Raw genomic sequence first — 26712 nt, forward strand, 5'->3', positions numbered from 1 at the left:
GCGGTGGCAAAGGCGCGCACAAGAGCCATTCTAGGGAGGGGCTGCGACGGATGGCGAGTTGGGCCTTAGAACTGCGGGTAGCCGAAACCGCGGATCGATGCCGTTTGCGCCTGCAGGAGTGGTTTGGCCGTCAGATTCGGCTCCGTGGCATCCTGCGTTGACGCGCGGCCTTCCTTGATAACTCCGACGTACGGGGCCAGCCAGAAGAACCACGATTGCTGGCTCTCCATCCGGTTCGACGGAGTGGCCTGGAACGCGACGGCGCACTTCAGGACGATGGTGCCGTCAAATGGCAGGCCGCCTGCCGCCGGAACGAGGGTGCTTTCGCGGCGCAGGATCGTGACGGCGTAATGAACCGGATGGGCGCCGTAAGACGCCGTGTTTCCAACCGTGTCGCCTGCCCAGGACGCCAGCCCCGCGGCCACTTCCCGATTGCGCAGCAGAAGTACCGGTGTGGCGAAAGTGATCGCGCTTGGTGCAGGGTCGTCCGGATAGAGCATCATCTGGCCGCCGACCAGATACACGTCACCTTTCGCGTCCTTGTACACGTCGTACTCGGTGCCGTCCGTGCGTATCAGCATGCGGACCGTCTGTGCGCCATAGACGAACGTGGAGGGGATGCTCGCGGTGGTGTAGTTGCCGAACTGGTCGAGGTAAGTGTACTTGTCGATGACGGGCGGGATAACCGGTGAAATGCGCGGGCCCGGCAGGTCCAGAGGCCAATAATCCGGTTGCGGCGCATCCGTTTCGAGTCCGGCTGCCCGCTTGAGCGCGCGAACACCGTCCGCCGGAGTGATTAGACTGTCGCCAAAGGCATTCACGGCGGTGACGGGATCGATATCCCCGTACCGCCGAATCCGCAAATCCCGCGTTCCGCCATACCGGCGGCCGCGCGCGTAAGCGATGATCGTCTGCGAGTCACCGACGGTTACCCTGCCGTCACCGTCAACGTCTCCGTACTGCGCCCGGCAAGGGCCGATGGTCCCGGCAACCATCAGCGCCGCGATCGCCAGGGTGTGCTTGTTAGCGCGCATCCGTCGTGCCTCCAGAAATGCTCCAACCGTTTCAACAACTACCGTTGAGCACGTTCCATGCCAAAGGCGTGCGGGTGTGGCTTCCTGAGGCGTGCATGTTGCCGGTGAGGCGCGGCCTGGCAGGCCGGTGGTGAGGCATTTCGCCCCGGTAAGTGAACCCGAGGGGTCCGAAAATCGATGGCGCGCATCCAAAACGGGCGTACCGCTTTCCAGTTGCTTGGGCGCGGTTACTTGCCCTTGGGTGGTTCCTCGCCGGTCTTCCCGGCGGCTTCAAATAAGTGGATGCCGCGGCCGGCGACGGCGGATGCCAGATAGCCCAGTACAAACAGGAACCCGATTCGCGCAAGGAGCACGATGCCTTCCTGCGGCAGGCGCTTGATGTCCATCGACGCGGCGCGCGTGTCGTTCAGCATATGCATCGCCGTCGAGAACACAACGATCATCATCGCCGCACCCGCAAGAAAGACCAGCAATCCGGTCGCTTTCGCACTCTTCTCCATCGTTTGTCCGTTCTGAGTTTCCCGGGGCCGGACTCGGCGGCCAAAGGACTGATGAATCCGGTTCTGCACGAAGGCGGCCGGTTTTCCCTCGCTGCAAGAAACCCGGCCGGGCAGACTGTCACCATTCATAATACTCCCGGCCGGCGCCCTCTGTCATGTAGGGCCGATGAATATCGCAGTGCCGTCACCTCCAGGGTCACGTCGTGCCCATAACGGGGCGAGGAGCTGGCGGTGGTCGTCTGCGCCTTGTTCCGGGATTCATCGTTCATCCTTCATCGCTCCTCGTTTCCCCTAGCCCTGCCCAGTTTGCCTGGTAGTCCTGGAGGTGCTGGTACACGATGCCGGCCATCGACCTGTTCATGCCCATCACTTTCGCCAGGTCCTCTACACTCGCCGCGCAAAGGGCGGGCAAATCGGGGAACTTGCGCAGCAGGGCCGTGCGGCGCTTCACGCCGATGCCGGGGAGTTCGTCCAGGAGGCTGGCGAAGGCGACCTTGCCGCGCAGGTTGCGGTGGAAGGTGATTCCGAAGCGGTGCGCCTCGTCGCGCAGGCGCTGGCAGAGTTGCAGGCCTTTGTTGTCGCGCGGCAGGACGACGGGAACAGGCTGCCCCGGCAGGAACAACTCCTCCTCGCGCTTCGCCAGGCCCGCGACCGGGATCCACACGCCGTGCTTGTCCAGCGTTTCCTTGGCCGCGTTCAACTGCCCCTTGCCGCCGTCGATCAGGAAGAGGTCGGGCAGCACGTTGAACCCGGGGCGGCCTTCTTCCGCGGCGGTGAGGCGGCGGTCGAGCATTTCCTGGATCGAGGCATAGTCGTTGGCGCCGATGACCGTCTTGATCTTGAACTTGCGGTAGTCGGCCTTCTTGGCCTCGCCGCCCTCGAAGACGACCATCGCGCCGATGTTCTGGGCGCCCTGCGTGTTGGAGATGTCGTAGCACTCGATGCGCATCGGCTGTGTCGGCAGGTCGAGGGCTTCCTGGAGCGCCTCCATGGCCTCCTCCGCGCGTGAAAGGCGGACCGACAGGCGCGTCATCTGTTCCTTGAGGGCGAGGGCGGCATTGCGCCCGGCCATCTCAACGAGGCGCTTCTTGTCTCCGCGTTCAGGCGTCATAATGCTGACTTTGCTGCCGCGCTTCTGCCGCAGGAAAGACTCCACGATCTCCATTTCCGGCATCCCGACTGGCAGGAGCACCTCGCGCGGGACGTGCGGCGCGTCCTGGTAGTACTGCGCCACGAAGCTTCCGATCTGCTCTTCGGTGGACTCGCTATCGGTGCCTTCCAGGAAGAACTGCTCCTGCCCGATGAGTTTGCCCTCGCGGATGAAGAACATCTGGACGCATGCGGTTCCGTCGTCGCCGGCGATGGCGATGACGTCCTGTTCCTCAAGTTTGGTCGAAAGCACCTTCTGCTGCTCGGATATCTTGTCCACGGCGTCAATCTGGTCGCGCAATCGGGCAGCCTTCTCGAATTCCATCGATTCGGCGGAGGCCGCCATACGCTGTTTCAGGCGCTTGAGGACTTCCTTCGACTTACCGTCCAGAAACGCCGCGACCTCCACCGCCTGCTCCCGGTACTCTTCCTGCGAGACGATTCCCGCGCACGGCGCCGTGCACTGGCCCAGATGGTAATAGAGGCAGGGACGGATCAGGTGGACGCCGTCGAAATTGAGGTCGCAAGCCCGGATCTGGAAGACGTCGCGGATGAGGCGCGTGGTCTCATGGACCGCCTTGCTGTCCGTGTACGGCCCGAAGTACTTGCTTGAATCGCGTTTGACTCTGCGGGTGATGAGCACGCGGGGAAATGCCTCCCCCATCGTAACCATCAGGTACGGGTAGTGCTTATCGTCACGCAGCCTGACGTTGAAAGCCGGCCGGTGCTTCTTGATCATGTTGCACTCGAGGATGAGAGCCTCGAGTTCGGTATCGGTGACGATCCATTCCAGGTCGTGCACGCGGCCGACCATGCGCTGGACTTTCGGGGTCTTCGTGCTCCCCCTCTGGAAGTAGGAGCGTACGCGGTTCCGCAGGTTTACGGCCTTGCCGACATACAGGATCTCGCCCTTGGCGTCCTTGTGGAAGTAGACGCCGGGCTTATCCGGCAGCGCCTTCAGTTTTTCTTGGATATGTTCGGAAAGACCGGGCATGATTGAAAGCCGTACAGGGGTTCGGGCACGTGTCCATTATAGATGCGATCCACACCGTTGTGTTGGGCTGCCGGTGCGCGAACGACGGGCAAATTGTTCTATAACAAAGTCCCCAATGCCTTCCGTTCCGCCGTCAGGCGCCGCTATCATGGTCGCATGAGACCCTATGTCGTTCGCTGCTTCGCGGCCCTCGCCGCCCTGAGCATCCTGTCCCCGAAAGCCCTGTGTATGTACCAGACCAAGACGTTTACCTCAAAGGCCCGCGCCCGTGCGTCATTCAGCCCGAAAACGATGACATGGACTATTTCCAACGCCGCCGTCAGCCGATCCGTGCGGTTCAATGCCAAAACGGGCGGCCTGGCGCCTGGCGCTCTGTTGTTGAACGGCAAGCCTGCCGCGGCGCGTGTCCTTTCGGAAGGTTCGATCGCCCTCGTGATGCCGCTCTCCGGGCCGCCCGCCGGTATCAACACCGGCTGGAAATCCACCGAAGCGAAACCCGGCGCGGACTGGACGCAGGCGGCGTTTGATGATTCGGGCTGGAATTCTTGCACCCTGCCGTTTGTAACCCAGTCGGAGCAGCGGTCTTGGTGGTTCCGGTACCGCATACCGGCGGAGGTCATGCGAGCGGACCGTTCGTACGCGGTCGTACTGGATCATTCCGCGGACGATGCGGCCGAGATTTGGGCGGATGGCGTGAGCCTCGGGACCATGCCGGCCACGTCGCTTCCCTGGACAAAGACGTTCCAATTCATGCTGCCTAAGAGCGCGAAGGTCGTCTCGGTCCGGTTGGACGGTGGCGGCCGGCCCAACGGTCTCAAGAACATCTCGATCGTTGAAACCGGCACGGAGCGCCGTCTCGATCTCTCCCGGGGCTGGGCGCTAACGGGCCACACGGAAGCAGAAGGCACCGCGACCCTCCACCTGAGCGGGAACGGCAGCAACACGGGCTTCCGGGTGGACCTGACCTACCGCGCCATGCCGGGCGACGAGCCGGTGGTCACCAAACGCATCACCGTCCACAGCGCCGCCGCACAGCAGTACCTCCTCAAAGAGGTCGTTATCGATTCCTTCGAGACGTCCGGCCCGGTGTCCGGCACGCAGGCTTTCACGGGTTCCGGCTACGCGATTGCGACAAAGGCCGGTGGTGGTTACGTCGCCAGTGCGTTGTCTCTCCAGGGCGGCTGCGAAACGTATCGCGGGGGGAGGCGCCTCGAAACGGTGTATCGTCCTTATACGCCGGTCGCCGCGAATCAGCCAGAATCGTCTCCCGAGACGATGCTCGGCCTGTACGACGGTCCGACGCATAAGGGTGGCTTTCTGCTGCAGCTTTACGTTGGCGCACACGTCTCCCACGGCACGCCGACCACCGTGCCGCCCCTCTACAGCACCTGGTTTGGCTATTACAACACAATCACCGGCGACCTGGTGGAGAGCCTCGTTCCCAGGGCGGCATCACTGGGCGTGAAGTACTTTGCCGTTGATGATGGGTGGCAGGGCATCAAAGGCGATCCGGCGCTCCGCGGCTACGGCGACTGGACCGAGAACAAGACCTTCTTCCCCAACCGCCTGAAGCGAATCAGCGAGAAGGTTCGAGCCAACGGGATGAAATTCGGCCTGTGGACCGCCCCGATCATGGTACACAACCAGTCCGGCGTCTCCGTCGAGCACCCTGAATGGAAAATCCTCCACGCGGACGGATCCGGCATGCCGCTATGGGACGGCACGACCGCGGAGTGCTTCTCCGGCGCTTACGCGGAGCACTTCAAGAAGACCCTCCTCGGTCTCTGCAAGAACCTCGACCTCAAGTTCCTGAAACTCGATGGCGGCCTCTTCCAGGACGGCTGCGTCGGCCCAACGCACTCCCACCCGGTTGCTCACAGCGAAGGCGCCCAGATCGCGGCGTGGAAGGACCTCTGCGCCACGCTCCGCAAGGACGTTCCCGGCGTCATCATCGATCGCGGCTGGGAAGGCGAACCCGGGCTGACGGCTTTACAGGATACCAGTTGGTATGGCGACTGGGTGCTGGCGTTCCACCCGGAACGTGAAGCGGACATCAAGTGGTGGTACAGAAACGCCGACGTGTACCGACGCTTCCTCTACGGCATAACGTTCAGCCGGCCGCCGTTCACTATCTCCTGGGAGGCGCCCTGCCACATCCTGGCCACGCCGGAGGACCTCAACGCGCTGGAGTACCATATCACCAGCATCGGAGCCTATGTCTGCAACCTGGAACTCCACGGTCGCATCCTGGAGATGACGCCGGCCGAAGCCGAGGTCACCAGGAAATGGGTGAAATGGAACTGGGCGAACCGCGACTGGCTGGCGGTGACGCAGCCTATCGTCTCTCTGGGCCAGCCATATGACCCGATGGCCGAAAAGAGCGCGCCGAAGCTCGATGGAGTCATGCACCTTCGAAACGCACTCAGGGGACGATATGGCTACGTTTGCCTGTGGAACCCGTCCGAGAAGCCGGCAACCGCCAAAGTGCCGATCCGACCGAAGGACTACTTCCTGAAGATGGACACTGCGACCGTTTCCTTCACCCGTATCAAGTACGGCACAAGTGTTTCGGCCGTTCGCGGGCCGGGCGAAGTGACCATCTCGGTTCCGATGGCGCCGCTTTCCTGGGAGATCGTCGAAGTCAGGGCGTAGTGGGTGCGCACATCACCCGTACCGGCCAGGAACCCCGCGAACGTCCCGAATGTCCCTCGTCCGTGTGGCAATTCCCGTATGTGCGGCTATTCCGCTCAGCAGTGTTTCGGCTCGGTAGCTTTCTCAAAGGAGATCGAGTGGCAGCGTCGCTTGAGCCAGCCGGCGCCTTCGATCTGCCCTCTGCGCAGTCTGAGGCGCGACCGGCTGAGGTCCGGGGCGCCGGCATTCATCCAGTCTGCGAACACCGCTCTCAGGCGTTCGGCGGAACTGCCCGCGCCAAATCGTGCGAACTGCCCGGTCGGCGTGATGAAGGCCATTCCCCCTTCATCCCACACGCCCACTGCGGGGCCGCTCCAACCCAGGCCGCGCCCGCCGGACGTCGCCCGGATCACGCGCAAGCCTTGTGAGCGGGTTGCGAGCCATAATGCGAACGCTTCCCATTCGCTGCGTCCGCGGAGCCGCGCCAACATTTCGCCCACGCCGGCATCGAGCCACTGCGCTACATCCGCCGAGAGGGGGAGCTGGCCCGCTTCCGCGTAAAGGGCCAGCGCGGGCGCATCCGGATCGCCGACAGAGAGTCGCCTCTCCCGTTCGGCCAGCCTGCCCTGGAACCGGACGAACGCGCACGCCTCGATCGATGAACTCAGCCAGTCATCGCCCTCCCGGTGAAGCGCGGAGGAATAGTCGCAACCGAGGATGTTGAGCGGAGCGACGATCACGGCGTCCGTCGCGGCCTGAACCGCCCAAGCGTCGGGCATATCGGGAATGCTGACCGTCGCGATGATCCGATCGTAGGGCGCGCCCGCGGGCCAGCCATCCGCGCCGTCGGCATGGTGGACCCGCGCGTTTGCGCCCATTCGGGCGAGCGCTGTTGAGGCTGCCGCGGCCGCTTCACCGTCGATTTCCACGCTATCCACGGACCCTTCGGCGCCGGACAGATGCGCTAAAAGAGCCGCGTTATATCCGGTTCCAGAGCCGATCTCCAGGACCCGGTGGCCGGGCCTGATGTCCAACTGCTCGAGCATGATGGCCATCATCGTGGGCTGGCTGCTGGTGGTCAGCCATTCGCCCAAACGCCCGGAAATCGGGATGGTTGTGTCGGCATACACCTCCCCGGGAGACGGCCCGGGAACGAAGGCTTCGCGCGGCGTCGCCAGAAATGCCCGCTCCACCGCGATGGTCCGGATGATGCCTTGTTGCACCATGGACTGCACCAGGCGTTGGCGCGCCCTGGCGAATGCATCCTGCCCCCCCGCGAGGTGGGCGCCGTCCACCCTATGGTTCCTCCAAAGGATACAGCCGTATGAAGCAGATGCGCGACGAAGGGCTCAGGCGGAGCGGGCTGTCAAGCCCGCCGGGCTGATCTCCATCGACCTGAACCACGTACCACCCCGCGCGATAGCCGTCCAGCGCATGGCGAACGGCATCCTCGGGCGACGACCACCTGGCGGCAGGCGCTTCGGGCGAAACGCTTTCGATCCCAACCGGAATGCCGGCGCGCCACTCCGCCGCGATTTTCCCCCGGATCAATTGTGCGGTTGTCGGTGTATCTGTATCGAGCGGCACACGGACCGTCGTTTCGCTGCCGCCGGGAACGCGAGTGATAACGTTAACCTCGGCAGGAACTGGTATGTGAGGAGCATTCATAAGAGCATACTGTTTCCAGGTATCAACTCTTTAGTCGATTTGTGGTCCGATCCTTGCCAATTGTGGCACAATCTGGTACGATAACAGCTAAGCGGCAAGCTAGCCGGTTTCAGTGTGATTGTATCGTGATCGTCTGTTGCGTGGCCCCCCGTGGCCGGGAGAACTGAACAATGAAGAATTTGTTCGCGATGGTTGCAGCGATGGTCCTTATGATAGTGGTGATATCGTCGGCCCACGCTCAAATCGGGATGAGCAGCGCGAATTACCGGATTCCAACCTCGGTGATCAATTCCGGTGGCGGAATCGCTTCTTCCACGAATTATACCCTCATCGCGTCGATTGGCGAACCGGTGATCGGCCTCATCGGCACAGCGCCCACCGACAACTATCGGGTGAATGCCGGATTTCTCGCGACGCTGGTCCAGGTAATGGGCACGCCGGGCGATCTGAACTACGATGGCAAGGTGGATTTTGAGGACGTCAAACTGGCGTTGCGGATTTCCGCCGGACTGGCCAACGGCGCCTACCCTGCCGTCAATTTCCCGAGCGGTGATGTCGTGCCCGCGACGCCGGACGGAAAGATCGACCTGCGCGACGTGGACCGCATCCTGCGGTACGTCACCGGCAAAGACACCACGCTTCCATAGGCCGGACACCCGTTCTGTACAAGGGGCTGGTCCTTCCCCCCGGAAGGCCCGGCCCTTTGTCTTTGGTTAACCGAGGACCGAGCGCACCGTTTCCACGTCCTGCTCGATCTGCGCCTGGAGGTGGTCCAGCGAATCAAACCGCAGTTCGTCGCGGAGGCGCTGAACGAACGTTACACGGAGCCACTTTCCGTACAGATCACCGGACCAGTCCAGCACGAACACCTCGAGCCAGATCGGCGCATCCTCTTTCTCAACCGTTGGGCGCCGGCCCAGGCTCGCGGCGGCTGCCCGTTCGCCCTCGCCCCAATCGACGGTCACCGCATAGATGCCTTCTTTGGGGACGACGATCTGCGGATCGTATTTGACGTTGGCGGTCGGGAATCCGATGGTCCGCCCGATTTGCTTCCCCTGCTCCACCGCCCCGGCGACCTCGTAACGGCGGCCGAGCATGGCCTCGGCGAGCGGAAGGTTACCGGCTGTTAACGCATTCCGGATGGCGTAACTCGACACGCGGGCGCCCTCAACCTGCACAGGGTCCACCACGTGGACCGCGAACCCCGCGGCAATTCCGGCGGCAGTGAGCGAGGGAATGTCGCCGGTGCGGTCGTGACCGTAGCGGAAGTCTTCGCCCGTGATGACGTGGATTGCATGGGACGTCCGCACGATAACGTCTTCGACGAATTTAGCGGCCGGCCAACCCAGTACTCCATCCTCCAGGCGCAACAGGACGCAGAAATCCATCCCGGCGGAATCCAGAAGCGAGAGGCGTTCCATCAGCGGGGTCAGGTACGGCGGCGCGGAACCGGGACGAAGGACCTCCATCGGGTGGCGATCGAACGTAACGACGCCGGCCTGGCCGCCGATTTCGGCGGCAAGGTCGCGCGTGCGGGAGAGAAGCGCGCGATGACCCAGGTGAACGCCATCAAACTTGCCGATGGTGATCGCCGAGGGAGAATCAAACGTCGATTTGCCGGGCTCAATGATGCGCACGGTTCAAGCGCCCCCACCCTTCGCGTCGGGATCGTTGCGAGGGAATACTTTCGCAGGCTGCCACTGGTCGCCGTCGCGGCGGAGGACGGCCAGGAGGCTGCCATCGGCAAGCGCCATCGCGAAATCGGCTTCCGATGCCGCCGGGATGCGGCGGCCGTGTCGCAACGCGGTCTCCAACTCGGCGCTGCACTCGATCACCGGCCAATCGCCGGGAACGAGGTCCATCGCGGGGCGGATGACCGCGCCGATGTTGGCGTTGTCGAGGCTGTCCAACGGTATTGCATCAGCCTCGGTGAACGGGCCGACGGCCGTCCTGCGGAGCGTTTCCATATGGCCGCCAACGCCCAGTGCCGTGCCGATATCGGCGCAAAGCGTACGGACATACGTCCCGGAAGAACACTCCACACACAGCGTCGCGCGCGCGATTTCGCCCGGACCGAAATCCGAGGCTGCGAGGCGGTAAATGGTCACCGGGCGGGGCTTGCGTTCCACGGTCACGCCAGCGCGGGCAAGCTCGTACAGGCGCTTGCCATCGTGGTGCACCGCGGAAACCATGGGCGGAATCTGCTCGATTTCGCCGCGAAAGGCCGGAAGCGCCGCGTTCAGGGCGGCCGCGGTGATATCTGCTGCGCTACGCACGCAGGTTATGACTCCGGACGCGTCCTCCGAATCCGTCTCCACGCCAAGCGCCATCGTTGCGCGATAGGACTTGTGGAAGTCGTCGATGTACTCGATGAGGCGCGTGGCCGCTCCGAGGCACACCAGAAGGACGCCGGTGGCATCCGGGTCGAGTGTCCCAGTGTGTCCCACGCGCTTTTGGCCCGCGAGGCGCCGGACGCGGGCGACGACATCGTGCGACGTCCAGCCGGCGGGCTTGTCTATGATCAGAAAACCGTCCATCAGGGTTTGGGCGAATCCGGGGAGGGCGCCAACGGCCTCTATCCGCTAGCCGGTCTGGCCCTTCCCTGCCTCAAGCTTCATCAGGCCCAGAACCTCGGCCATGGCCTCGGCCATCGGTTTCTGAACGGTGCAACCGGCCGCCTTCACGTGGCCCCCGCCGCCGAAGTGACGCGCGATTTCCGCTACGTCGATGCCGTTGCGGCTGCGAAGGCTGACCTTGACGCCATGCGCCGTCTCGCGGAAGAGGGCGGCCGCGCGGATATCGCGAATGGCCATGAGGTTATTGACCACGCCCTCGGTTTCGGTCTCCTCGGCGCCTGTTTCGCGAAAGTCCTTGCGCGTCAGCGCGCTCCACGCCACGCTTCCATCGGACAGCGCGTTGATGAGCGCACGCCCCAACAGCTTAACGTTGCTGAAGGGCCGGTTGTCGAACATCGCCTGATGGATCGCATCGGGGTCGGCGCCGGCGTTCACCAGGGTGGCGGCTGCTTCGAAGGTCGCCGGGGAGGTGTTGCTGAACCGGAACGCGCCGGTATCGAAAATGATGCCGGCAAGAAGGCACGTCGCAATGTCGCGGTTGAGCCCGACGCCCAGGAACGGCAGCAACTCGTAGACAACCTGCGAAGTGGAGGACGCCCCCGAATCCAGGACACGGATATGGCCGAACGGGCCCGAGCCGGTATGGTGGTCGAGGTCCACAACACACGGAGCGGCGAAAACGAATGGCGCGATCGTCCCGAGCCGGTGCTCGGCGTCGCAATCGAGCCCGACTGACACCTGGGGCATCCAGCCGGTCGGCGGGTGCTTGGCGACCGATTCGGCTCCTGCCATGAACCGGTAGTTCATCGGCACCGGATCCTGGCACAAACGCACGACCTTCTTGCCAATGCCTTCCAGAGCGAGCGCGAGCGCCAGCATGCTCCCGAACGCATCGCCGTCCGGGTTGATATGGCACGCCAGGGTTATGCACTCCGCTCCCAGGATCGCGTCGGCGGCCTGACGCAGGAGGGTCGGATCACTCGGCATCGGTGTCCGTCCCCTCTGGCGTGGCGTCGCCCGTCTCCTTCACTTCCTCCAGCAATTGGAATATCCGGCTTCCGGTCCGGGTGGTTTCGTCTTCGAAGAAGCGCAGTTCGGGCACGGTCTTGAGTCGTGCCCGCTTGCCAAGCTCGGTGCGAAGAAAGCCGCGCGCCCGGTTCAGCGCTTCCAGGCTGTGAGCCTTCTCTTCGTCGGTTCCCATCACGCTGGCGAAAACCTTCGCGTGGCGAAGGTCCGGAGTCACATCCGCGCCGGTGATGGTGACGAAGCCCAACCGGGGGTCCTTCAATTCGCGCAGCATCAAGACGCTGATCTCCTCCCGGAGCATTTCTTCAACTCGTTCGGTACGTCGGGACATTTTGCTCTCTATCTGCTTGATGCGAGGGGCGGCCGAATTGGGCCGCCCTCACAGGATTTCCGTTTCCGTGCCAACGACCTCTATCCTTGGATCACTTTCAACGAACGCTTCAACCTTCGACAGAACCTCATCCAGAAACCGCCGCTCGTTGGCCACGGCGGCTATTCCCAGTGTCGCTGCCTGCCAGGCATCCTGGTGGCCGACTTCGGCGACGCTCACATTGAATTGTCGCCGAATCTGCTCGATGGTACTCTGGAGGACTTGTCTCTTGTCCTTCAGCGAATGGCTGGCCGCAATCCGGAGTTCCAATTGAAGAAGGCCGATGAGCATGAATGCACTCGGGAATTGAGAATGAGAATCGAGAATTGAGGTGCCGGAACACGGGAATCCTCAATTCTCACTTCTCACATCTCAATTCTCAGAACCGCGGCACTTCCTTCATCTCGTAACTCTCGATGATGTCGCCGACCTGCATATCGTTGAAGCCGTCGCACAAAATGCCGCACTCGTAGCCGGTCAGCACTTCGCGGACATCGTCCTTCACGTGACGCAGACTCTGCAGGCGTCCCTTCCATACTTCGGCCTTGCCCCGGAGAACGCGGGCATCGGCGCTTCGGGTGATCTTGCCCTCCAGGACGTAAGAACCGGCGACCGGCCCCCTCGGAGTGCGGAACACCTGGCGGCACTCTGCCTTTCCGAGGCTGATCTCTTCATAGACCGGCTCCAGTTGGCCAAGCATCGCCTTTCGGACATCCTCGATGAGCTCGTAGATGATGTTGTAAACGCGGACATCCACACTCTCATCCTGAGCCATCGTGCGAGCGTCCGGATCGACGGTGACATTGAAACCTATCACCACGGCGCCGCTAGCGCGCGCCAGTAGTACGTCGTTCTGCCCGATGTTGCCCACGCCGCCATGCACGAACTCGATCTTCACCTCGGCGTCGCTGAGCTGCTCGAGCGATTGCTTCACGGCTTCGAGAGAGCCATCGACGTCGGCCTTGATGATGGCGTTGAGGACCTTTGTCTCGCCCTCGGTCAACTGGCGCCGCAGGTCTGCAAGCGTAACGCGCTGCCGCTTGGAGATCCGCTCCGCACGGGCAATCGTTCCGGCCTCGGCCGCCAACTGTCGGGCGGTGCGATCGTCCTTCACCACCGTCATCGTGTCGCCGGCGCTCGGAACCTGGCTGAGTCCCAGGACAACGGCCGGCACCGACGGGCCCGCCTTCTGGATGTTCTGGCCCTTGTCGTCGAGCATTGCCTTGATACGCCCGTACGCTTCGCCCGCGATGATGGAATCGCCGACTTTCAGGATGCCCTGCTGGACAAGGACGGTGGCGATCGGCCCGCGGCCGCGGTCCAACTGTGATTCAATGACCACGCCGGTGGGCGTGGCGGCGGGGTCGCCGGTGAGGTCCAGGTCTTCGGCCACAACCAGGATGCCGGTCAGAAGGTCGTCCAGGTTCTGGCGCTTCTTTGCAGACACGTTAACGGTCATCGTGTCACCGCCGTAGGCTTCCGCCAGCAGTTCGTAAGACGTCAGTTGGGTCAGCACCCGGTCCGGATTTGCGTCCTCGCGGTCAATCTTGTTGACGGCGACGATAATCGGTACGCCGGCGGCCTTGGCGTGGTTGATCGCCTCAACGGTCTGGGGCATGATCCCGTCGTCCGCGGCCACAACCAAAACGACAATGTCGGTCACCTGGGCGCCGCGCGCTCGCATCGCGGTAAACGCCGCGTGTCCCGGCGTGTCAAGGAACGTGATTCTCCTGCCGTCCCATTCCACTTGATAAGCGCCGATGTGTTGCGTTATCCCTCCGAACTCCTGGTCCGTGACGTGCGTTTCGCGAATCGCATCAAGGAGCGTGGTCTTGCCGTGGTCAACGTGGCCCATGATGGTCACGACCGGGGGCCTGGAAATCGGGTTCGACTTTCGTGACGCGGGGGCATGCCGCTCCACCTTGGGCGCCTTCCGAACACCCTCCGTTACGACGTAGCCCATCTTCTGAGCGACTTCGGTGGCAACGTCGATGTCCAGGGTCTGGGAGACGCTGGCCATGATCCTCATGCCCATGAGGCGCTTCTGGATGGCGGGTGCGCCGATGCCCATGGCTTCGGCCAGTTCCCGGACCGTCATACCGGGGATAACCTCCACCGCCTTGGTTGCGGCCGGGGCGGCCGGAGCGGCATCGGGTTTGGCGGCGGCATTGGATTTTGTGGGAGCGGCCACTTCGCGCACCTGTTTGGCGGTTTCCGCCGAAAGGGTACTGGAATGGCTCTTCACGGTTTCGCCGAGATCGGCGAGGAGATGAAGCAACTCTGTGTTGCTTATTTCGAGTTCCTTGGCGAGTTCGTAGACTCGTACAGTTCCGGGCATCCTGTGACCTGCTTTCCTGCTTAACTCATGATGGCCTCCGCGGTTTGCGGTCATACACCAATCAGTCTGGTATTACTTGATACTGGGCCACGAGGGCGCGATCAGATCGCATCCGGTGGACGGTTTGCTATTGCCGTACGTGCCGCTTCCACGGATTCCGTCGGCACGGGCGCTTTCAGACCTCTGTCCAGCGCCTTTCGACGCACGGCTGTTTCCAGGCATGCGGCATCATGGCAGACGTAAACGCCACGGCCTTCGTCTCTGCCAGTGGCGTCCACATACACTTCACCTGCCGGATTGCGCGCGATGCGAAGCAATTCCTGCTTCGCACGCCGCCTCCGGCACCCCGCGCAGGTTCTTACGGGCTGGGCGCGGGGCATCTTATCTCATACAACCAGGGCTTCATCCAGCGTTTCCGCCGACGCCGGAAGAATGCTCTCAACGATTGACGCCGCGATCTCCTCCGCCCCATCGGGTTCAACGTCGGACACGGCATCCACCACGTCCGTATCACCGGCATCCTGCGCGTTTTCGCGCGCCTGGAGTTCCTCCAACTGCGCTTCTGAGCGGATGTCTATGCGCCAGCCTGTCAAACGGGCAGCGAGGCGCACGTTCTGGCCTTCTTTGCCAATCGCGAGGCTCAGTTGATTGTCCGGCGCGATGACCAGGGCGCTCTTGGCATCCTCATTCACGCGCACGTTAACGGCCTTGGCCGGGCTGAGCGCGGCCGCGATGTACGTGGCGTCGTCGTCGCTCCAACGAACGATATCGATCTTTTCGCCGTAGAGCTCCGAGACCACGTTCTGCACCCGCGATCCGCGGTGCCCCACGCACGCGCCGACAGGGTCGACCTTGGACTCGTTGCTGTGAACGGCGATCTTGCTCCTGGCGCCAGGTTCACGCGCGACGGATTTGATCTCGACAACGCCGTCTGCGATCTCCGGCACTTCAAGTTCAAACAGTCGGCGGATCAGGCTCGGATGGCTGCGGCTGACGATGATCTGCGGCCCCTTGTTGGTCTTGCGGGCCTCCAGCACATACACCTTGATCCGTTCGCCGAACCGGTATGCCTCGCCGTGCACCTGTTCGCTGGCCGGGAGGATAGCCTCGATTTTGCCTAGCGAAATGTACACCGAACGCTGCTCGCGGCGCGAGACCGTCCCGGTGATGACATTGTTGACTTTGTCGACATACTCTTCAAGGACCTTGTCGCGCTCGGCTTCCCGGATGCGCTGCATTACCACCTGTTTGGCGGTCTGCGCGGCGATGCGGCCGAAGTTCTCTGGAGTGACTTCGAACTGAACGTAGTCGCCAACTTCCAGCTCGGGGTCGAGCTTCTGCGCTTCCGCAAGGCTGATCTGAATGTGCGGCTGGGGGTCGGCTTCCACCACTTCCTGGCGGGCGTACACACGGAACTCGGCGCGATGGGAGTCGATCTCAACCTCGATCTCTCCCTGCACTCCGTAGTGCTTCTTATAGGCGGAGACGAGGGCCATCTTGACCAACTCCAGCAAGGCGTCTGCGGAAATCTCTTTCTCGCGTTCCAACTGCTTCAAGGCATCCAGAAAGTCGCCGCCCATATGAGTTCTCCTTTATTCCGTTCTTGAATGGTGATGCCGGCCGCCGGCATCGTGCATATGCCAAAAGACACGGAGTGAGCCGAGGCCCACTCCGGAGTCGCTCGATAATTGAACTGTAATTAAGTATACCACCCCTCCGGGGGCATTGCAATACGAGGCGCACACCGGATTACCTACCCGGCGCGCCCCGGATACCCGATAATAGCACTGTGAAACAGCACCACACTGCAGTTGTGCCGGCGTCTCCCTCGGCGCCGCTTCGAGACGTCGACTTCCTGGTGGACACACTGGTCGCCGGGCAGTTGAGCGAGAACACGCGAAGGGCCTACCAGCGGGATATCCTGGATTTCCTCGCATTCACCCGTGTCACTCAACCGGACGCCCTGAAATCCGTGACAGTCGGCCAGGTGGAGCACTATCGCAACGCCCTGATGAAGAAAGGCGCCGCGAAGGCGACCGTGAACCGCAAACTCAGCGTGGTTCGGCATCTGTTTGAACGTGCGATCGGCGAGGGCTGGGCCGATCGAAACCCCGCCACGCGGGTGCGGGGTCTTAAGGCCGATATGGAGTCGCCCACTTCCGGCCTGTCCCTGCGCCAGGCCCGGGAGCTTCTGGCCAGCATCGACACGGATGACGTCAGGGGACGTCGCGACCACTGCCTCCTCCTGTTGATGCTGCGTACCGGCATACGCCGCTCCGAGGTGTCCGGCATACTGCTCGGCGATTTTGCCCAGCGCGAAGGGCACGAAACCCTGACCGTTCGGGGCAAGGGGAACAAGGTTCGGGTGGTCAAGGTCGCCCCGGACGTGTTGCGAACGTGCCGCGAATGGGTCGCCGCGTCAAGGCGAACGTGGACTCCTAAAGAACCGCTGTTTGTGGCCCTCCGCAAGACGGCGGCCGGCTATAAGCCGGCGGCCACCACCCCGTTGACCGTGGACTCCATCTGGAAGATCGTGCTGAGGCGCGTGGATGACGCCGGCCTGACCGCCCACATCACCCCCCACAGCCTGCGCCATACCTTCGTGACACTGGCCCTCGAGGGCGGGGCTCCTCTTCACAAGGTTCAGTACGCCGCCGGCCACGCCGATCCCCGCACCACGGAGCGTTACCACCGCCAGAAGGAAAACCTCGATGACAACGCGGTCGACTACGTGCGGCTGGGCGCAAAATGAACGGCGTCCGGCGCCGAGTGTGCCAGACGTCGGCGGCGGATGAAGCCGGTGTGTGAGTGCAAAACCTGGCCCCGGGGCGCGGCGTTAACCAGCCCTCGTGGTGATCCGCACCCCAAATCCTTGAAATGCCGCCCTAATCCCTCAACCCTCAACACTCTGCCCGATTAATCCTCCCTTGTTTGCCGATACTCAACTTATATAGACTTGAATACGTATTCGCGCGCATCGAGGCGCCTGGTTTGGAGGAGGTTCGCTCTGTATGGATTCCCACGCGGCAGTGCTGGCTCTGGGAGCGGTCGAGCAGTTTCAGCGAGACGCGTTCGGCATCACCCTCAAGGTGGAGAACGGCGTCGGCCGCATCTTCGTCTTAGCGGACGGCCTCGTCCGAGTCCGATTCGTGCGAAACGGCCAGGCTGAAGCAGACTTTTCGTACGCCGTGGTCAAAGCGGATTGGCCCCCGGCCGGCTTCGAGTTCTGCGATTCAGATTCCGTGCTCCGGATCTCGTCCCCTGCTCTCTCTGTCAGCATCCGCAAGTCGGATGGCGCCATCACCGTGCGCTCGGCTTCCGGGATGGCCCTCCTCGAAGAAGTGCACGTGTCCTGGAACGGCGACGTAGTGCGCCTCGCGTGGGGGACACCGGGAGATCGCGAGGTCTTTGGCTGTGGCGAGAAAGCCGGCCCGCTGGATCGCCGCGGCGCCCCAATGCGGATGTGGAACGCCGACCGTTACGCCTTCTCAACCGGCACCGATCCTCTTTACCACTGCATCCCCTTCTGCCTCGCCCTCGATGGGGGCGAAGCGCACGGCCTCTTTGTTGACAACACGTTTGAGCAGAGATGGGATCTCGGGTGCCCCGGCGAAACGGAGGCGTCCGTCGAATGTGACGGCGGCGCGGCGGATTTCTACGTGTTCGCGGGACCCACGCCGGCAGAAGTGCTCTCGCGGTACACGGAGCTCACCGGACGGGTACCGCTGCCCCCATTGTGGGTTGTCGGGTATCAACAGTCGCGTTACGCCTATTACCCCGAATCACAACTGCTCGGGGTGGCCGCGGAGTTCAGGCGTCGGAACATCCCTTGCGACGTTCTGTATCTCGATGTGCTGTATATGGATCGCTACAAGAACTTCACCTGGGATGCGACGCGCTTTCCGGACCCTCGCAGGATGATCTCGGATCTCAAGGCGGATGGTTTCCAGACGGTGGTGATCCTGGACCCCGGCGTCAAGGTGGAAGAGGGTTACGAACCATTCGAGCAATTGCGCGCTGCCGGATTCTACGCCAGGAACCCGGACGGCTCGCCATTTGTGGGCAAGGAGTGGCCGGGAGAGTGCATTTTCCCCGATTTCACCGATGCCCAATGCCGCGCGTGGTGGGGAACCATGTGTAAGGGCCTCACGGACGACGGCGTCGCCGGTTTGTGGAACGACATGAACGAACCGGAGGTTATGGATACCGATTCGCATACGATGCCCCTCGACGTTCGGCAGGCCGGAGATGGCATCGTGCCGGGAGAGCACAAGCGTCACCACAACGTGTATGGCATGCAGATGGGCCGCGCAACGTACGACGGCCTCCGAACCCTTCGCCCCGAGGAACGCGCCTTCGTGCTCGCGCGCGCTGGATTCGCCGGCGGCCAGCGATATGCGGCCACATGGACGGGCGATAACGTCTCCAGTTGGGAGCACCTCCGGCTGGGAATCCCGATGACCTTGAACCTCGGATTGAGCGGCCAGGCGATCAGCGGCCCGGACGTCGGCGGGTTTTCCAGCGAGGCGTCCGCGGAGATGTTCGGCCGCTGGCTCCAGGCGAATATCCTCTTCCCCTTCTGCCGCGTCCACAGCGCCAAGGCCGACTCGGACACTCCGATGGCGGAAGGCAAGAATCCGCAGGAGCCGTGGACGTTCGGCGGCGACTGGGAGGCTACCAACCGGCGGTATATCGAGTTGCGCTATCGCCTGCTCCCATACCTGTACACGGTCTTTGAGGAGATGACCCGCACCGGCGCGCCCATAGTCCGGCCCCTCTTCTTCGAGTATCCTGACGATCCTCAGTGCCGCAATCGTGACTACCAGTACCTCGTCGGCCGCGATATCATGTGCGCCCCCGTTGTTGAGGACGGCGCCCGCACGAAGACGCTGTATCTGCCCGAAGGCGACTGGTATGACTTCCGGACCAACGAACGCTTGAAAGGCGGGCGCGAAATCACGGTCGAGGCGCCGGTCGAACACCTGCCAATGTACATTCGGGCGGGTGCGGCCCTTCCGATGCAGGCGATTGTTCAGCATACCGGCCAGTGCGATTCCGTCCCGATTGAGTGGGTTGCCTGGCCCGATGCCGATGGCTGTGCGGACGGCGTGGTCTATGAGGACGATGGAAGATCGATGGAATACGCTCACGGCGCTTTTCGACGGACCTCTGTGAAGATACGCCAGGGCGAAGACGGTGAGGTCATCGAGGCGCACTCTATCGGAGACTATGTGAGCCCGCGCCCGTCGTTTGTCGTGCGGACGGTCCAGCCGGGGTTGAACGGGTAATGCCGGGCACGCACGGGGATAGTCTCCCGATTGGCGCGGCGATACGGGCGGAGCCCGGCGCCGACGGCCTGACGGTCTTCACGAAGAACGGTACGGTCGCGGTCACATTCATATCGGATGATGTCGTGCGCATCCGTGTTCTCCGTGAGGGGCAGTCTGAGCCGGACGCATCCTGGGCGATTCTCCCGCGCGAGGGGGCCGGGACGAAAGTGCTTGTTGAGGACGACGCGGACTCCCTGACTGTCCGCTCCTCCTTCCTGTCGGTTCGGATCGCGCGCTCCGGCGGCTCGGTCACCGTGGCCTCCGGCGTCCACATTCTACTCGAGGCGGCCGCATTTTCATGGGAGTCTGGAAAGCCTGTCCTTCGCTGGACCCAGCCGGCCGAACGCAATTACTACGGATGCGGCGAGAAGTCCGGGCCGTTGGAGCGACGCGGTGCGCCGATGGCCTTCTGGAACGCCGAGGAATGTGGCTACGCGCCGGGCTTCGACCCGATGTACCACAGCATCCCGTTCACGCTGGCGATGGATGGTCCCCTCGCCCATGGCTTATTCGTGGACAATACCTTTCGGCAGGATTGGCGTCTGGGCGAACTGGGGGACACACAGGCGAGCATTCAGGTTGAAGGTGGGGCGCTCGATCTCTATCTGATCGCCACTGGCGAACCGAAGTCGGTTCTCACACGCTGGACCGACCTGGTGGGGCGCTGTCCCCTGCCCCCGCTCTGGGCGCTCGGGTACCACCAGTCCCGATGGAGTTACTACCCGGAGAGCGCCGTCCGCGAATTGGCCGCGAATTTCCGCTCCCGCAACATTCCCTGTGACGTCATCTGGTTCGATATCGACTACATGGAGGACTACAAGGACTTCACGTGGCATCCGACCCGATTCCCCGACCCGGCGAAACTTCTATCCGATCTGAAGGCGGACGGATTCCGTTCGGTCGTCATGCTCGATCCGGGCGTCAAGGTTCAGAGGGGGTACGCGGTTTACGATTCACTCCTCGCAACCGGGCTCTTCGTGCGCAACGCCGATGGCACACCGTTCGTCGGCTCTGTCTGGCCCGGGCCGTGCCTGTTCCCGGATTTCACGAATCCCGCGACCCGCGCGTGGTGGGGCGAACAGTTTCCCTCCCTGCTTGCGTATGGCATAGACGGCTTCTGGAACGATATGAATGAACCGGCGGTGTTCGATTCGGACACCCATACGATGCCGGACGATGTCGTTTTCGATGGCGACGGGTTCCCGGACACGCACCTTCGGTACCACAACGTTTACGCGATGGATATGGTGCGCGCCACGAGCGAGGCGCTCGCGAAATACCGTTCCGAGGAGCGATCGTTTGTGCTCACACGGGCCGGCTATGCCGGCGCCCATCGCTTCGCCGCCACCTGGACGGGCGACAATCGGTCCGATTGGCCGAGCCTGGCGATCAGCCTCCCGATGATCATGAATCTCGGGATCAGCGGTCACGGGATCAGCGGGCCGGATATCGGCGGTTTCGTCGGCGAGCCGACGCCGGAGCTGTTCGGCCGCTGGCTTCAGGCCAATGCCCTCTTCCCGTTCTGTCGGGTGCACAGCGCCAAACCAAACTGGGAGGACCCGGATGCGCCGGGCGGAGCGCCCCAGGAACCCTGGGCGTTCGGTGAGGATTGGGAGCACATCAACCGGGAATCCATCGGATTGCGCTACCGCCTGCTCCCCTATTTGTACACGCTTGTCGAGGAAATGACACGCACCGGTTTCCCTGTAATCCGGCCGCTGCTCCTGGAATACCCGGACGATCCGGATTGTCGGAACCGTGACACCCAGTACCTGGTCGGGCGTGATCTCCTCGTGGCGCCGGTCCTGACGGAAGGTGACACCACGCGGACGCTCTATCTTCCCGCCGGCCTCTGGTACGACTTCTGGACGGAGGAGGCCCTTGACGGCGGGCGGGAGATCACCGTGGGCGCTCCCCTTGATCGCCTCCCCCTTTTCGTCCGGGCCGGCGCAGCCATCCCCACACAGCCATTCGTCCAGCACACTGGCGAGTGTACCGGTGTGCCGATCGAGTGGCGGGTTTACCTGGGTGATGGCGCCGAGGGAACGCTTTACGAAGACGACGGGCATTCCAGGCGCTATCTTGATGGTGACTTCTCACGGTGTCAACTGAACGTGGAAATAAAAGACGGCCAGGCAATCGTCAAGACCGTTTGCTCAGGAACGTTCATCAGCCCTCGCCCCGCGCCGCGGGTGCGGATCATCAACGGCGCGCTTGTCCGGCGCCCATCTGCGTAGAGGAGCGATCTGGAATGCGATTTGGAGTCTGCGGTGGGATCAGCCGGTTCGACGCGATCAGAGCGGCCGGCGCAGACTATCTGGAACCGTCCGTCGCCGGCGATGCCCGGCCGGAAGGCGGTGAGAAAGTATGGGCCGAGTGCCTCGCCCGCATCCGCGATACAGGCCTTCGGGCCGAAGCGTGGAATTGCTGGCTTCCGGGCGACCTCAAGATCGTTGGCCCCGCCGCCGACTGGGACCGCTACCGCCGCTATGTCGATATTGCCATCCCCCGTGTGCGGGAGGCCGGCGCAGAGGTCATTGTCTTCGGATCCGGCGGCGCGCGGACAGTTCCCGCCGGCTACGAGCACTCCAGAGCCCTCGATGACCTTGCGCGCGCCCTGAGCATGGCCTGCGCCGGGAACGCCGGCATCGTTTTTGCCGTGGAAGCGCTCGGGACCAGGGAGACCAATTTGATCAATTCGGTCGCGGAGGCTGCGGCGTTCGTTCGGACCCTGAACCTGCCGTACGTGAAGTGCACCGCCGATCTCTACCACATGAACGAGGTTTCGGAACCGGCTTCCGTGCTGTCTGATGTCGGCAGGTACCTTGGGCACGCGCATCTGGCTGATTCCGGGCGTGGAGCGCCCGGCACGGGTACGGGCGGCATTGTTCAATTCCTTTCGGAACTGCGCCGCTCCGGCTACGATGCAAGGGTTTCCATCGAAGCCGACTGGGCCGATTTTGATGCCGAGGTTGCCGGCGCACTTCGCTTTGTCCGCGATGCTTGCATCCCTGTACAGTGAATGTGACGGCGCGGCGTTCGGCCTCCCGCTCAACGTCGAACCTCCTTCGACAGCATCCGTAAGAACCCGAAACACAGGAACCAGGATATGAAACTCCCGTACAAGACCGCGGTCATCTCGGACGAAATCGCGCAGGATGTGACCATCGCGGCGGATACCGCGCGCGAATACGACCTCGACGCCCTGGAGATCCGCGGCGCATGGGGCAAAGGCCCGCACCAGTTGGACGCCGGCGACATCTCGAAGATCAGGGATATCACCGGCTCACGAGGCCTGGCGGTCTGCAGCGTTGCCCCCCCATTCTTCAAATGTGACCTCGACGATGCCCAGGCCGCGACGGATCACCTGGAAATCCTGCGCCGTTCCTGTGCGACGGCGCACGCGTTGGATACGAACCTGGTACGCGGTTTCGCGTTCTTCCGCCGCGGGCCGATGGACCCGGTGAAGGACCGCATCGTCGCCTGCTTGAGGGCGGCCGCCGAAATCGTAGAAGGCGAAGGCGCCATCCTGGCTTTGGAGAACGAGTACAGTACTTACAACTGCAACGTCGCCCGGACGCTGGAGCTCATCGAGGCCGTAGGCAGCGACAGCGTCCAACTCCTCTATGATCCGGGAAACGACGTACACGACGAAGAGGGTGAGGTCGCCTGGCCCGATTCCTACAACCTGGCGATCGGCAAGATGGTCCACATGCACCTCAAGGACCCCAAACGGAACGCGGACGGCACGGTGACCACGCTCGCCATCGGCGACGGCGATATTCACGCAAGGGAGATGCTCGCGGCGCTTGCGGGGAGCGGGTACACCGGCTACGTCTCACTGGAGACGCATTACCGGCGTGAGCCCCTGAGCCATGAACTCACTCGCCTTCCTTCAGGCGATGACTTTTCCGCCGGCGGCTGGGTGGCCAGTCGGGAGTGCCTGGACAGGTGGTTCGAAATCGCCCGGACGGTCTAGCGGGAGAGGCAATCGCGGCAGGCACTGAGTCGTAGCCCCGACGGACCGCAACCCGATGCAATCTCACCAAACAAGTGTTTGACACGCGTGGCAATATGTGATAACATTACTCCAATAGCGCGAAAGTATGTTCGCGCCAACAGGAGAGCCACCATGCCCAGAGAATTAAGTCCGCGACAGCGCCGCATCCTCGACTTCATCCTGCAGCATTCGGAAGATAAGGGATATCCCCCAACCGTCCGCGAAATCGGCGAGGCCGTGAACCTCAGCAGCAGCAGCACCGTTCACGCCCACCTGCGCGCACTGGAGGCCGCCGGCGCAATCTGCCGCGACGGGTCGCTCACCCGCGCGATCCGGATGGTCCCCAAGGGGCCGATATATCAGAGCACCCACCGGGCGGTGAACACCCCGCTTGTCGGTCATGTCGCCGCGGGCACGCCCATCCTCGCGCAGCAGAACGTGGAAGAAGTGCTCCCGCTGCCCAGCGACATCACGGCCGGCGAAGGGTCCTTCGCCCTAACCGTCCGCGGGTCGTCCATGATCGACGACGGCATTCTGGACGGCGATATCGTCGTCGTTCGCCCTCAACAGAACGCGAATAACGGCGAGACGGTCGTCGTGATGGTTGAGGACGAGGCGACGGTCAAGCGGTTCTATCGGGAAAACGGTTTCTTCCGCCTTCAGCCCGCCAACTCAACGATGGAGCCGATCATCGTCAAGGACTGCCAGATTGTCGGCAAGGTTGTCGGCTTGCTTCGCCGGATGCATTGAGAATACCGGGAGCAGGCAACAGAATGAAGGAGGCAGGAGGAAAGATGCCCACCCGGCTTCTACACTCCTGCCGCCTGTATTCTGTCTCCTGATTTCCTGGAGGTTCTCATGCCGGAACGCCGAATTGAACTGCACGGTCACGTCATCGACTCCCTGATTCTGCCGCGCGTGCTCGACGAAATCGTCGACCGCGGCGTTGAATACGAGTTCGAGCAGTTTGACGTTGGAAAGCGCAACGACGAGCCAAGCCACGTCCGCATCCTTCTGTCCAGCGACGATGTCACCGCACTCGAAGACCTCCTGGACTCCCTGCAGCAGATTGGCGCGCAGATTCCGGAAGAGGTCGATGCGCGCACCGAGACGGCAGGCGTGGACGGGGCGTTTCCGGAACGGTTTTACAGCACCACGAACATGCGCACCCAGATTCGCCTGGGTGGCGCCTGGCTGGACGTTGCGGGGCCGGAAATGGACTGCGGGATACTGGTGAGCGCCGGAGCGGCCCGAACCATTCCCATGAACGAGGTGCGAAAAGGCGATGTGATCGTTGTCGGCCGGGACGGCGTCAGAGTGCAGCCCGTGGAGCGTGAGCGCCGCCGCCAGGCCTTCGAGTTCATGGGGAGTTCCGTCTCGGCCGAAAAGCCCAAGACTCTCGCGGTTGAGGAAATCGCCGCGTACATCCGTGAGGTGAAAGCCCGTGGAGGCAAGGTTCTCTGCGTCGGCGGTCCGGCCATAGTGCACACCGGCGGCGCGCCGGCCCTGGCCCGGCTGATAACCGGTGGCTGGGTGGATGTGCTCTTCGCCGGCAATGCCCTCGCCGTTCACGACCTGGAATTCGCCCTTTACAAGACTTCCCTCGGCATCTACCTGGAACAGGGCCTGCCGGCCGAACGCGGGCACGAGCATCACCTTCGCACGATCAACCGGATTCGCCTCGCGGGCGGAATCAAAGCGGCGGTCGAACAGGGGATCATCACACACGGCATCATGCATGCCGTCGTGTCGAAAGGGATCGATTACGTCCTGGCCGGCTCGATCCGCGACGACGGCCCCCTTCCCGAGGTCATCTCGGACGTCGTCGAAGCGCAGAAAGCCATGCGCAACCTCCTTGACGGAGTGGAGGTCTGCCTGATCGTCGCCACCATGTTGCACGGCATTGCCGTGGGCAATCTGCTTCCCGCCGAGGTCCGTACCGTCTGCGTGGATATCAACCCCTCAGTGGTCACCAAATTGCTCGATCGCGGCAGTTTTCAGACCGTTGGCCTGGTCACCGATTCGGATGCGTTCCTTCGCGGGCTTGGTGAAGCTCTCGCCCGCAAATAGCCGCCGTTCAGGGGAATCACATCTATGACGCAACTGCGCATCTACAAGACCGGCGAAGGTTTCCACGAGGAAACCGGCATCGGGAAACTCGCTGAGTATGCCGAGGGGGAGGGTTCTGTCGTCTGGGTCGCCCTCCAGGACGCAACCCCGGAGGAACTGACCGCACTGGAAACGGTCCTGCACCTTCATCCGATGACGATGGAGGATCTGGACCACAACGAAGACAGGCCCCGGCTGCGCCAGTACGACAACATCCTCTCGCTGGTCTTTTTCGCGGTGCGCGGCCTCGATGGCGCCGACGCCGATGTCGATTTTCAGCCGGTGAACGTGTTTGCCGGCCGGCGGTTCATCGTGAGCCTCGTTACAGGGGAGATGCCGGAACTCGACGAGGCATACGGTCGCTGGAAGAACAATGCCGAGCGCCTCCCATCGGACGCCGGCGCCCCCATGTACTGCGTTCTCGATACACTGGTGGATGGGTATTTCCCGGTGATCGATCGCCTCGCGGATCAGGTGGATGACGTCGAGGATCAGGTCATCGCCTCTCACTCCGCAACCGCGCTTCCCGCCATCTTTGCGCTCAAGAAGAGCATGCTTCGATTCCGGAGGGTTGCTTCCGCGGGCCGCGACGCGGTGAACAGCCTGGTCGTCCGCGACGAGGTGTTCGGCCGCGACAATCTCATATTCCTGCAGGACGTTTATGATCACATCGTCCGCATCACGGACAGCGTGGACACGTATCGCGACCTGCTGAGCAACGCGATGGAGACCTATCTCTCGGTGACAAGCAACCTCCTAGCCGAAAACTCCAACAAATTGAACGTTACGATGCAGACGCTCACCTCCTGGAGCATCATCATCGGATCCGGCGCCGTGATTACGGGCGTTTACGGCATGAACGTGGAGGGAATCCCGTTTCGGCACGGCCAGCACGGCTTTGTCAGTGTGATGCTGGTGATGTTCGGGGTGGCCATAGCCCTGGCCGGGTTGTTCCGCCGCAAGGGCTGGATATAGATGCGGTGACGA

Annotated in this window: 23 protein-coding genes; 10 read left to right on the top strand and 13 right to left on the bottom strand. The window is 62.8% G+C overall.

Annotated features, from left to right (window positions below; genetic code table 11):
- Positions 1-65 precede the first annotated feature (65 nt).
- From VGM51_16980 to uvrC, 3 genes are all read right to left on the bottom strand, one after another.
- Positions 66-1034, bottom strand: a complete 969-nt coding sequence (locus VGM51_16980; GenBank protein HEY3414735.1) for a hypothetical protein — start codon at positions 1032-1034, stop codon at positions 66-68.
- A gap of 227 nt (positions 1035-1261) precedes the next feature.
- The gene (locus tag VGM51_16985; protein ID HEY3414736.1) at positions 1262-1534 is read right to left on the bottom strand and encodes a hypothetical protein; all 273 of its coding nucleotides are present in this window, start codon (positions 1532-1534) and stop codon (positions 1262-1264) included.
- Positions 1535-1799: 265 nt separating this feature from the next.
- Positions 1800-3677, bottom strand: a complete 1878-nt coding sequence (gene uvrC / locus VGM51_16990) for an excinuclease ABC subunit UvrC (GenBank protein HEY3414737.1) — start codon at positions 3675-3677, stop codon at positions 1800-1802.
- Positions 3678-3833: 156 nt separating this feature from the next.
- On the opposite strand from uvrC, the gene VGM51_16995 reads away from it, so the two are divergent.
- Positions 3834-6329: a glycoside hydrolase family 36 protein gene (locus tag VGM51_16995; protein HEY3414738.1), complete on the top strand. Its 2496-nt coding sequence runs from the start codon at positions 3834-3836 to the stop codon at positions 6327-6329.
- A 95-nt stretch (positions 6330-6424) separates the two neighbouring features.
- Here the strand turns inward: VGM51_16995 and VGM51_17000 are convergent, their stop codons facing one another.
- Together VGM51_17000 and VGM51_17005 are read right to left on the bottom strand one after the other, a co-directional pair.
- Complete coding sequence (locus tag VGM51_17000) at positions 6425-7603, bottom strand: methyltransferase domain-containing protein (protein HEY3414739.1); 1179 nt, start codon at positions 7601-7603, stop codon at positions 6425-6427.
- A gap of 1 nt (position 7604) precedes the next feature.
- The gene (locus VGM51_17005) at positions 7605-7976 is read right to left on the bottom strand and encodes a hypothetical protein (protein HEY3414740.1); all 372 of its coding nucleotides are present in this window, start codon (positions 7974-7976) and stop codon (positions 7605-7607) included.
- Between the two features lie 170 nt (positions 7977-8146).
- Here VGM51_17005 and VGM51_17010 point away from each other — a divergent pair, with 170 nt between their 5' ends.
- On the top strand, positions 8147-8623 hold the full coding sequence (locus tag VGM51_17010) for a hypothetical protein (protein HEY3414741.1): 477 nt from the start codon (positions 8147-8149) through the stop codon (positions 8621-8623).
- 66 nt (positions 8624-8689) lie between these two features.
- Here the strand turns inward: VGM51_17010 and VGM51_17015 are convergent, their stop codons facing one another.
- From VGM51_17015 to nusA, 8 genes are all read right to left on the bottom strand, one after another.
- Positions 8690-9613: a bifunctional riboflavin kinase/FAD synthetase gene (locus tag VGM51_17015; protein HEY3414742.1), complete on the bottom strand. Its 924-nt coding sequence runs from the start codon at positions 9611-9613 to the stop codon at positions 8690-8692.
- A 3-nt stretch (positions 9614-9616) separates the two neighbouring features.
- Entirely contained in the window at positions 9617-10513 is an 897-nt protein-coding gene (gene truB / locus VGM51_17020) for a tRNA pseudouridine(55) synthase TruB (protein HEY3414743.1), read from the bottom strand.
- A 45-nt stretch (positions 10514-10558) separates the two neighbouring features.
- Positions 10559-11539 carry a bifunctional oligoribonuclease/PAP phosphatase NrnA gene (locus VGM51_17025; protein HEY3414744.1) on the bottom strand — a complete coding sequence of 327 codons (981 nt, stop codon included), beginning with the start codon at positions 11537-11539 and terminating at the stop codon, positions 10559-10561.
- The gene (gene rbfA, locus VGM51_17030) at positions 11529-11909 is read right to left on the bottom strand and encodes a 30S ribosome-binding factor RbfA (protein HEY3414745.1); all 381 of its coding nucleotides are present in this window, start codon (positions 11907-11909) and stop codon (positions 11529-11531) included. Before rbfA ends, VGM51_17025 begins: the two co-directional genes overlap by 11 nt.
- A gap of 48 nt (positions 11910-11957) precedes the next feature.
- Entirely contained in the window at positions 11958-12239 is a 282-nt protein-coding gene (locus tag VGM51_17035; GenBank protein HEY3414746.1) for a DUF503 domain-containing protein, read from the bottom strand.
- A gap of 88 nt (positions 12240-12327) precedes the next feature.
- A complete protein-coding gene (infB, locus tag VGM51_17040; protein HEY3414747.1) occupies positions 12328-14286 on the bottom strand; it encodes a translation initiation factor IF-2 in 1959 nt (652 codons plus the stop codon).
- 101 nt (positions 14287-14387) lie between these two features.
- Positions 14388-14666, bottom strand: coding sequence for a YlxR family protein (locus VGM51_17045; GenBank protein ID HEY3414748.1), 279 nt, complete (start codon positions 14664-14666; stop codon positions 14388-14390).
- Positions 14667-14672: 6 nt separating this feature from the next.
- Complete coding sequence (gene nusA / locus VGM51_17050) at positions 14673-15866, bottom strand: transcription termination factor NusA (GenBank protein ID HEY3414749.1); 1194 nt, start codon at positions 15864-15866, stop codon at positions 14673-14675.
- Between the two features lie 209 nt (positions 15867-16075).
- Between nusA and VGM51_17055 the strand changes: the two genes are divergently transcribed.
- The 8 genes from VGM51_17055 to VGM51_17090 all read left to right on the top strand — a co-directional run bounded on the left by VGM51_17055 (position 16076) and on the right by VGM51_17090 (position 26700).
- Positions 16076-17038 carry a tyrosine-type recombinase/integrase gene (locus VGM51_17055; protein ID HEY3414750.1) on the top strand — a complete coding sequence of 321 codons (963 nt, stop codon included), beginning with the start codon at positions 16076-16078 and terminating at the stop codon, positions 17036-17038.
- 259 nt (positions 17039-17297) lie between these two features.
- Positions 17298-19574, top strand: a complete 2277-nt coding sequence (locus tag VGM51_17060; GenBank protein ID HEY3414751.1) for a glycoside hydrolase family 31 protein — start codon at positions 17298-17300, stop codon at positions 19572-19574.
- Entirely contained in the window at positions 19574-21853 is a 2280-nt protein-coding gene (locus VGM51_17065; protein ID HEY3414752.1) for a glycoside hydrolase family 31 protein, read from the top strand. The genes VGM51_17060 and VGM51_17065 overlap by 1 nt, the downstream gene beginning before the upstream one ends.
- 14 nt (positions 21854-21867) lie before the next feature.
- Entirely contained in the window at positions 21868-22638 is a 771-nt protein-coding gene (locus tag VGM51_17070) for a sugar phosphate isomerase/epimerase family protein (protein ID HEY3414753.1), read from the top strand.
- Between the two features lie 87 nt (positions 22639-22725).
- Entirely contained in the window at positions 22726-23595 is an 870-nt protein-coding gene (locus tag VGM51_17075) for a sugar phosphate isomerase/epimerase (GenBank protein ID HEY3414754.1), read from the top strand.
- 153 nt (positions 23596-23748) lie between these two features.
- Complete coding sequence (gene lexA / locus VGM51_17080; GenBank protein ID HEY3414755.1) at positions 23749-24366, top strand: transcriptional repressor LexA; 618 nt, start codon at positions 23749-23751, stop codon at positions 24364-24366.
- Between the two features lie 108 nt (positions 24367-24474).
- The gene (locus VGM51_17085) at positions 24475-25686 is read left to right on the top strand and encodes a TIGR00300 family protein (protein ID HEY3414756.1); all 1212 of its coding nucleotides are present in this window, start codon (positions 24475-24477) and stop codon (positions 25684-25686) included.
- Between the two features lie 24 nt (positions 25687-25710).
- On the top strand, positions 25711-26700 hold the full coding sequence (locus VGM51_17090) for a magnesium transporter CorA family protein (protein ID HEY3414757.1): 990 nt from the start codon (positions 25711-25713) through the stop codon (positions 26698-26700).
- Positions 26701-26712: the final 12 nt, after the last annotated feature.

It is taken from the genome of Armatimonadota bacterium (genome assembly GCA_036504095.1).
Taxonomy (GTDB): domain Bacteria; phylum Armatimonadota; class DTGP01; order JAKQQT01; family JAKQQT01; genus DASXUL01.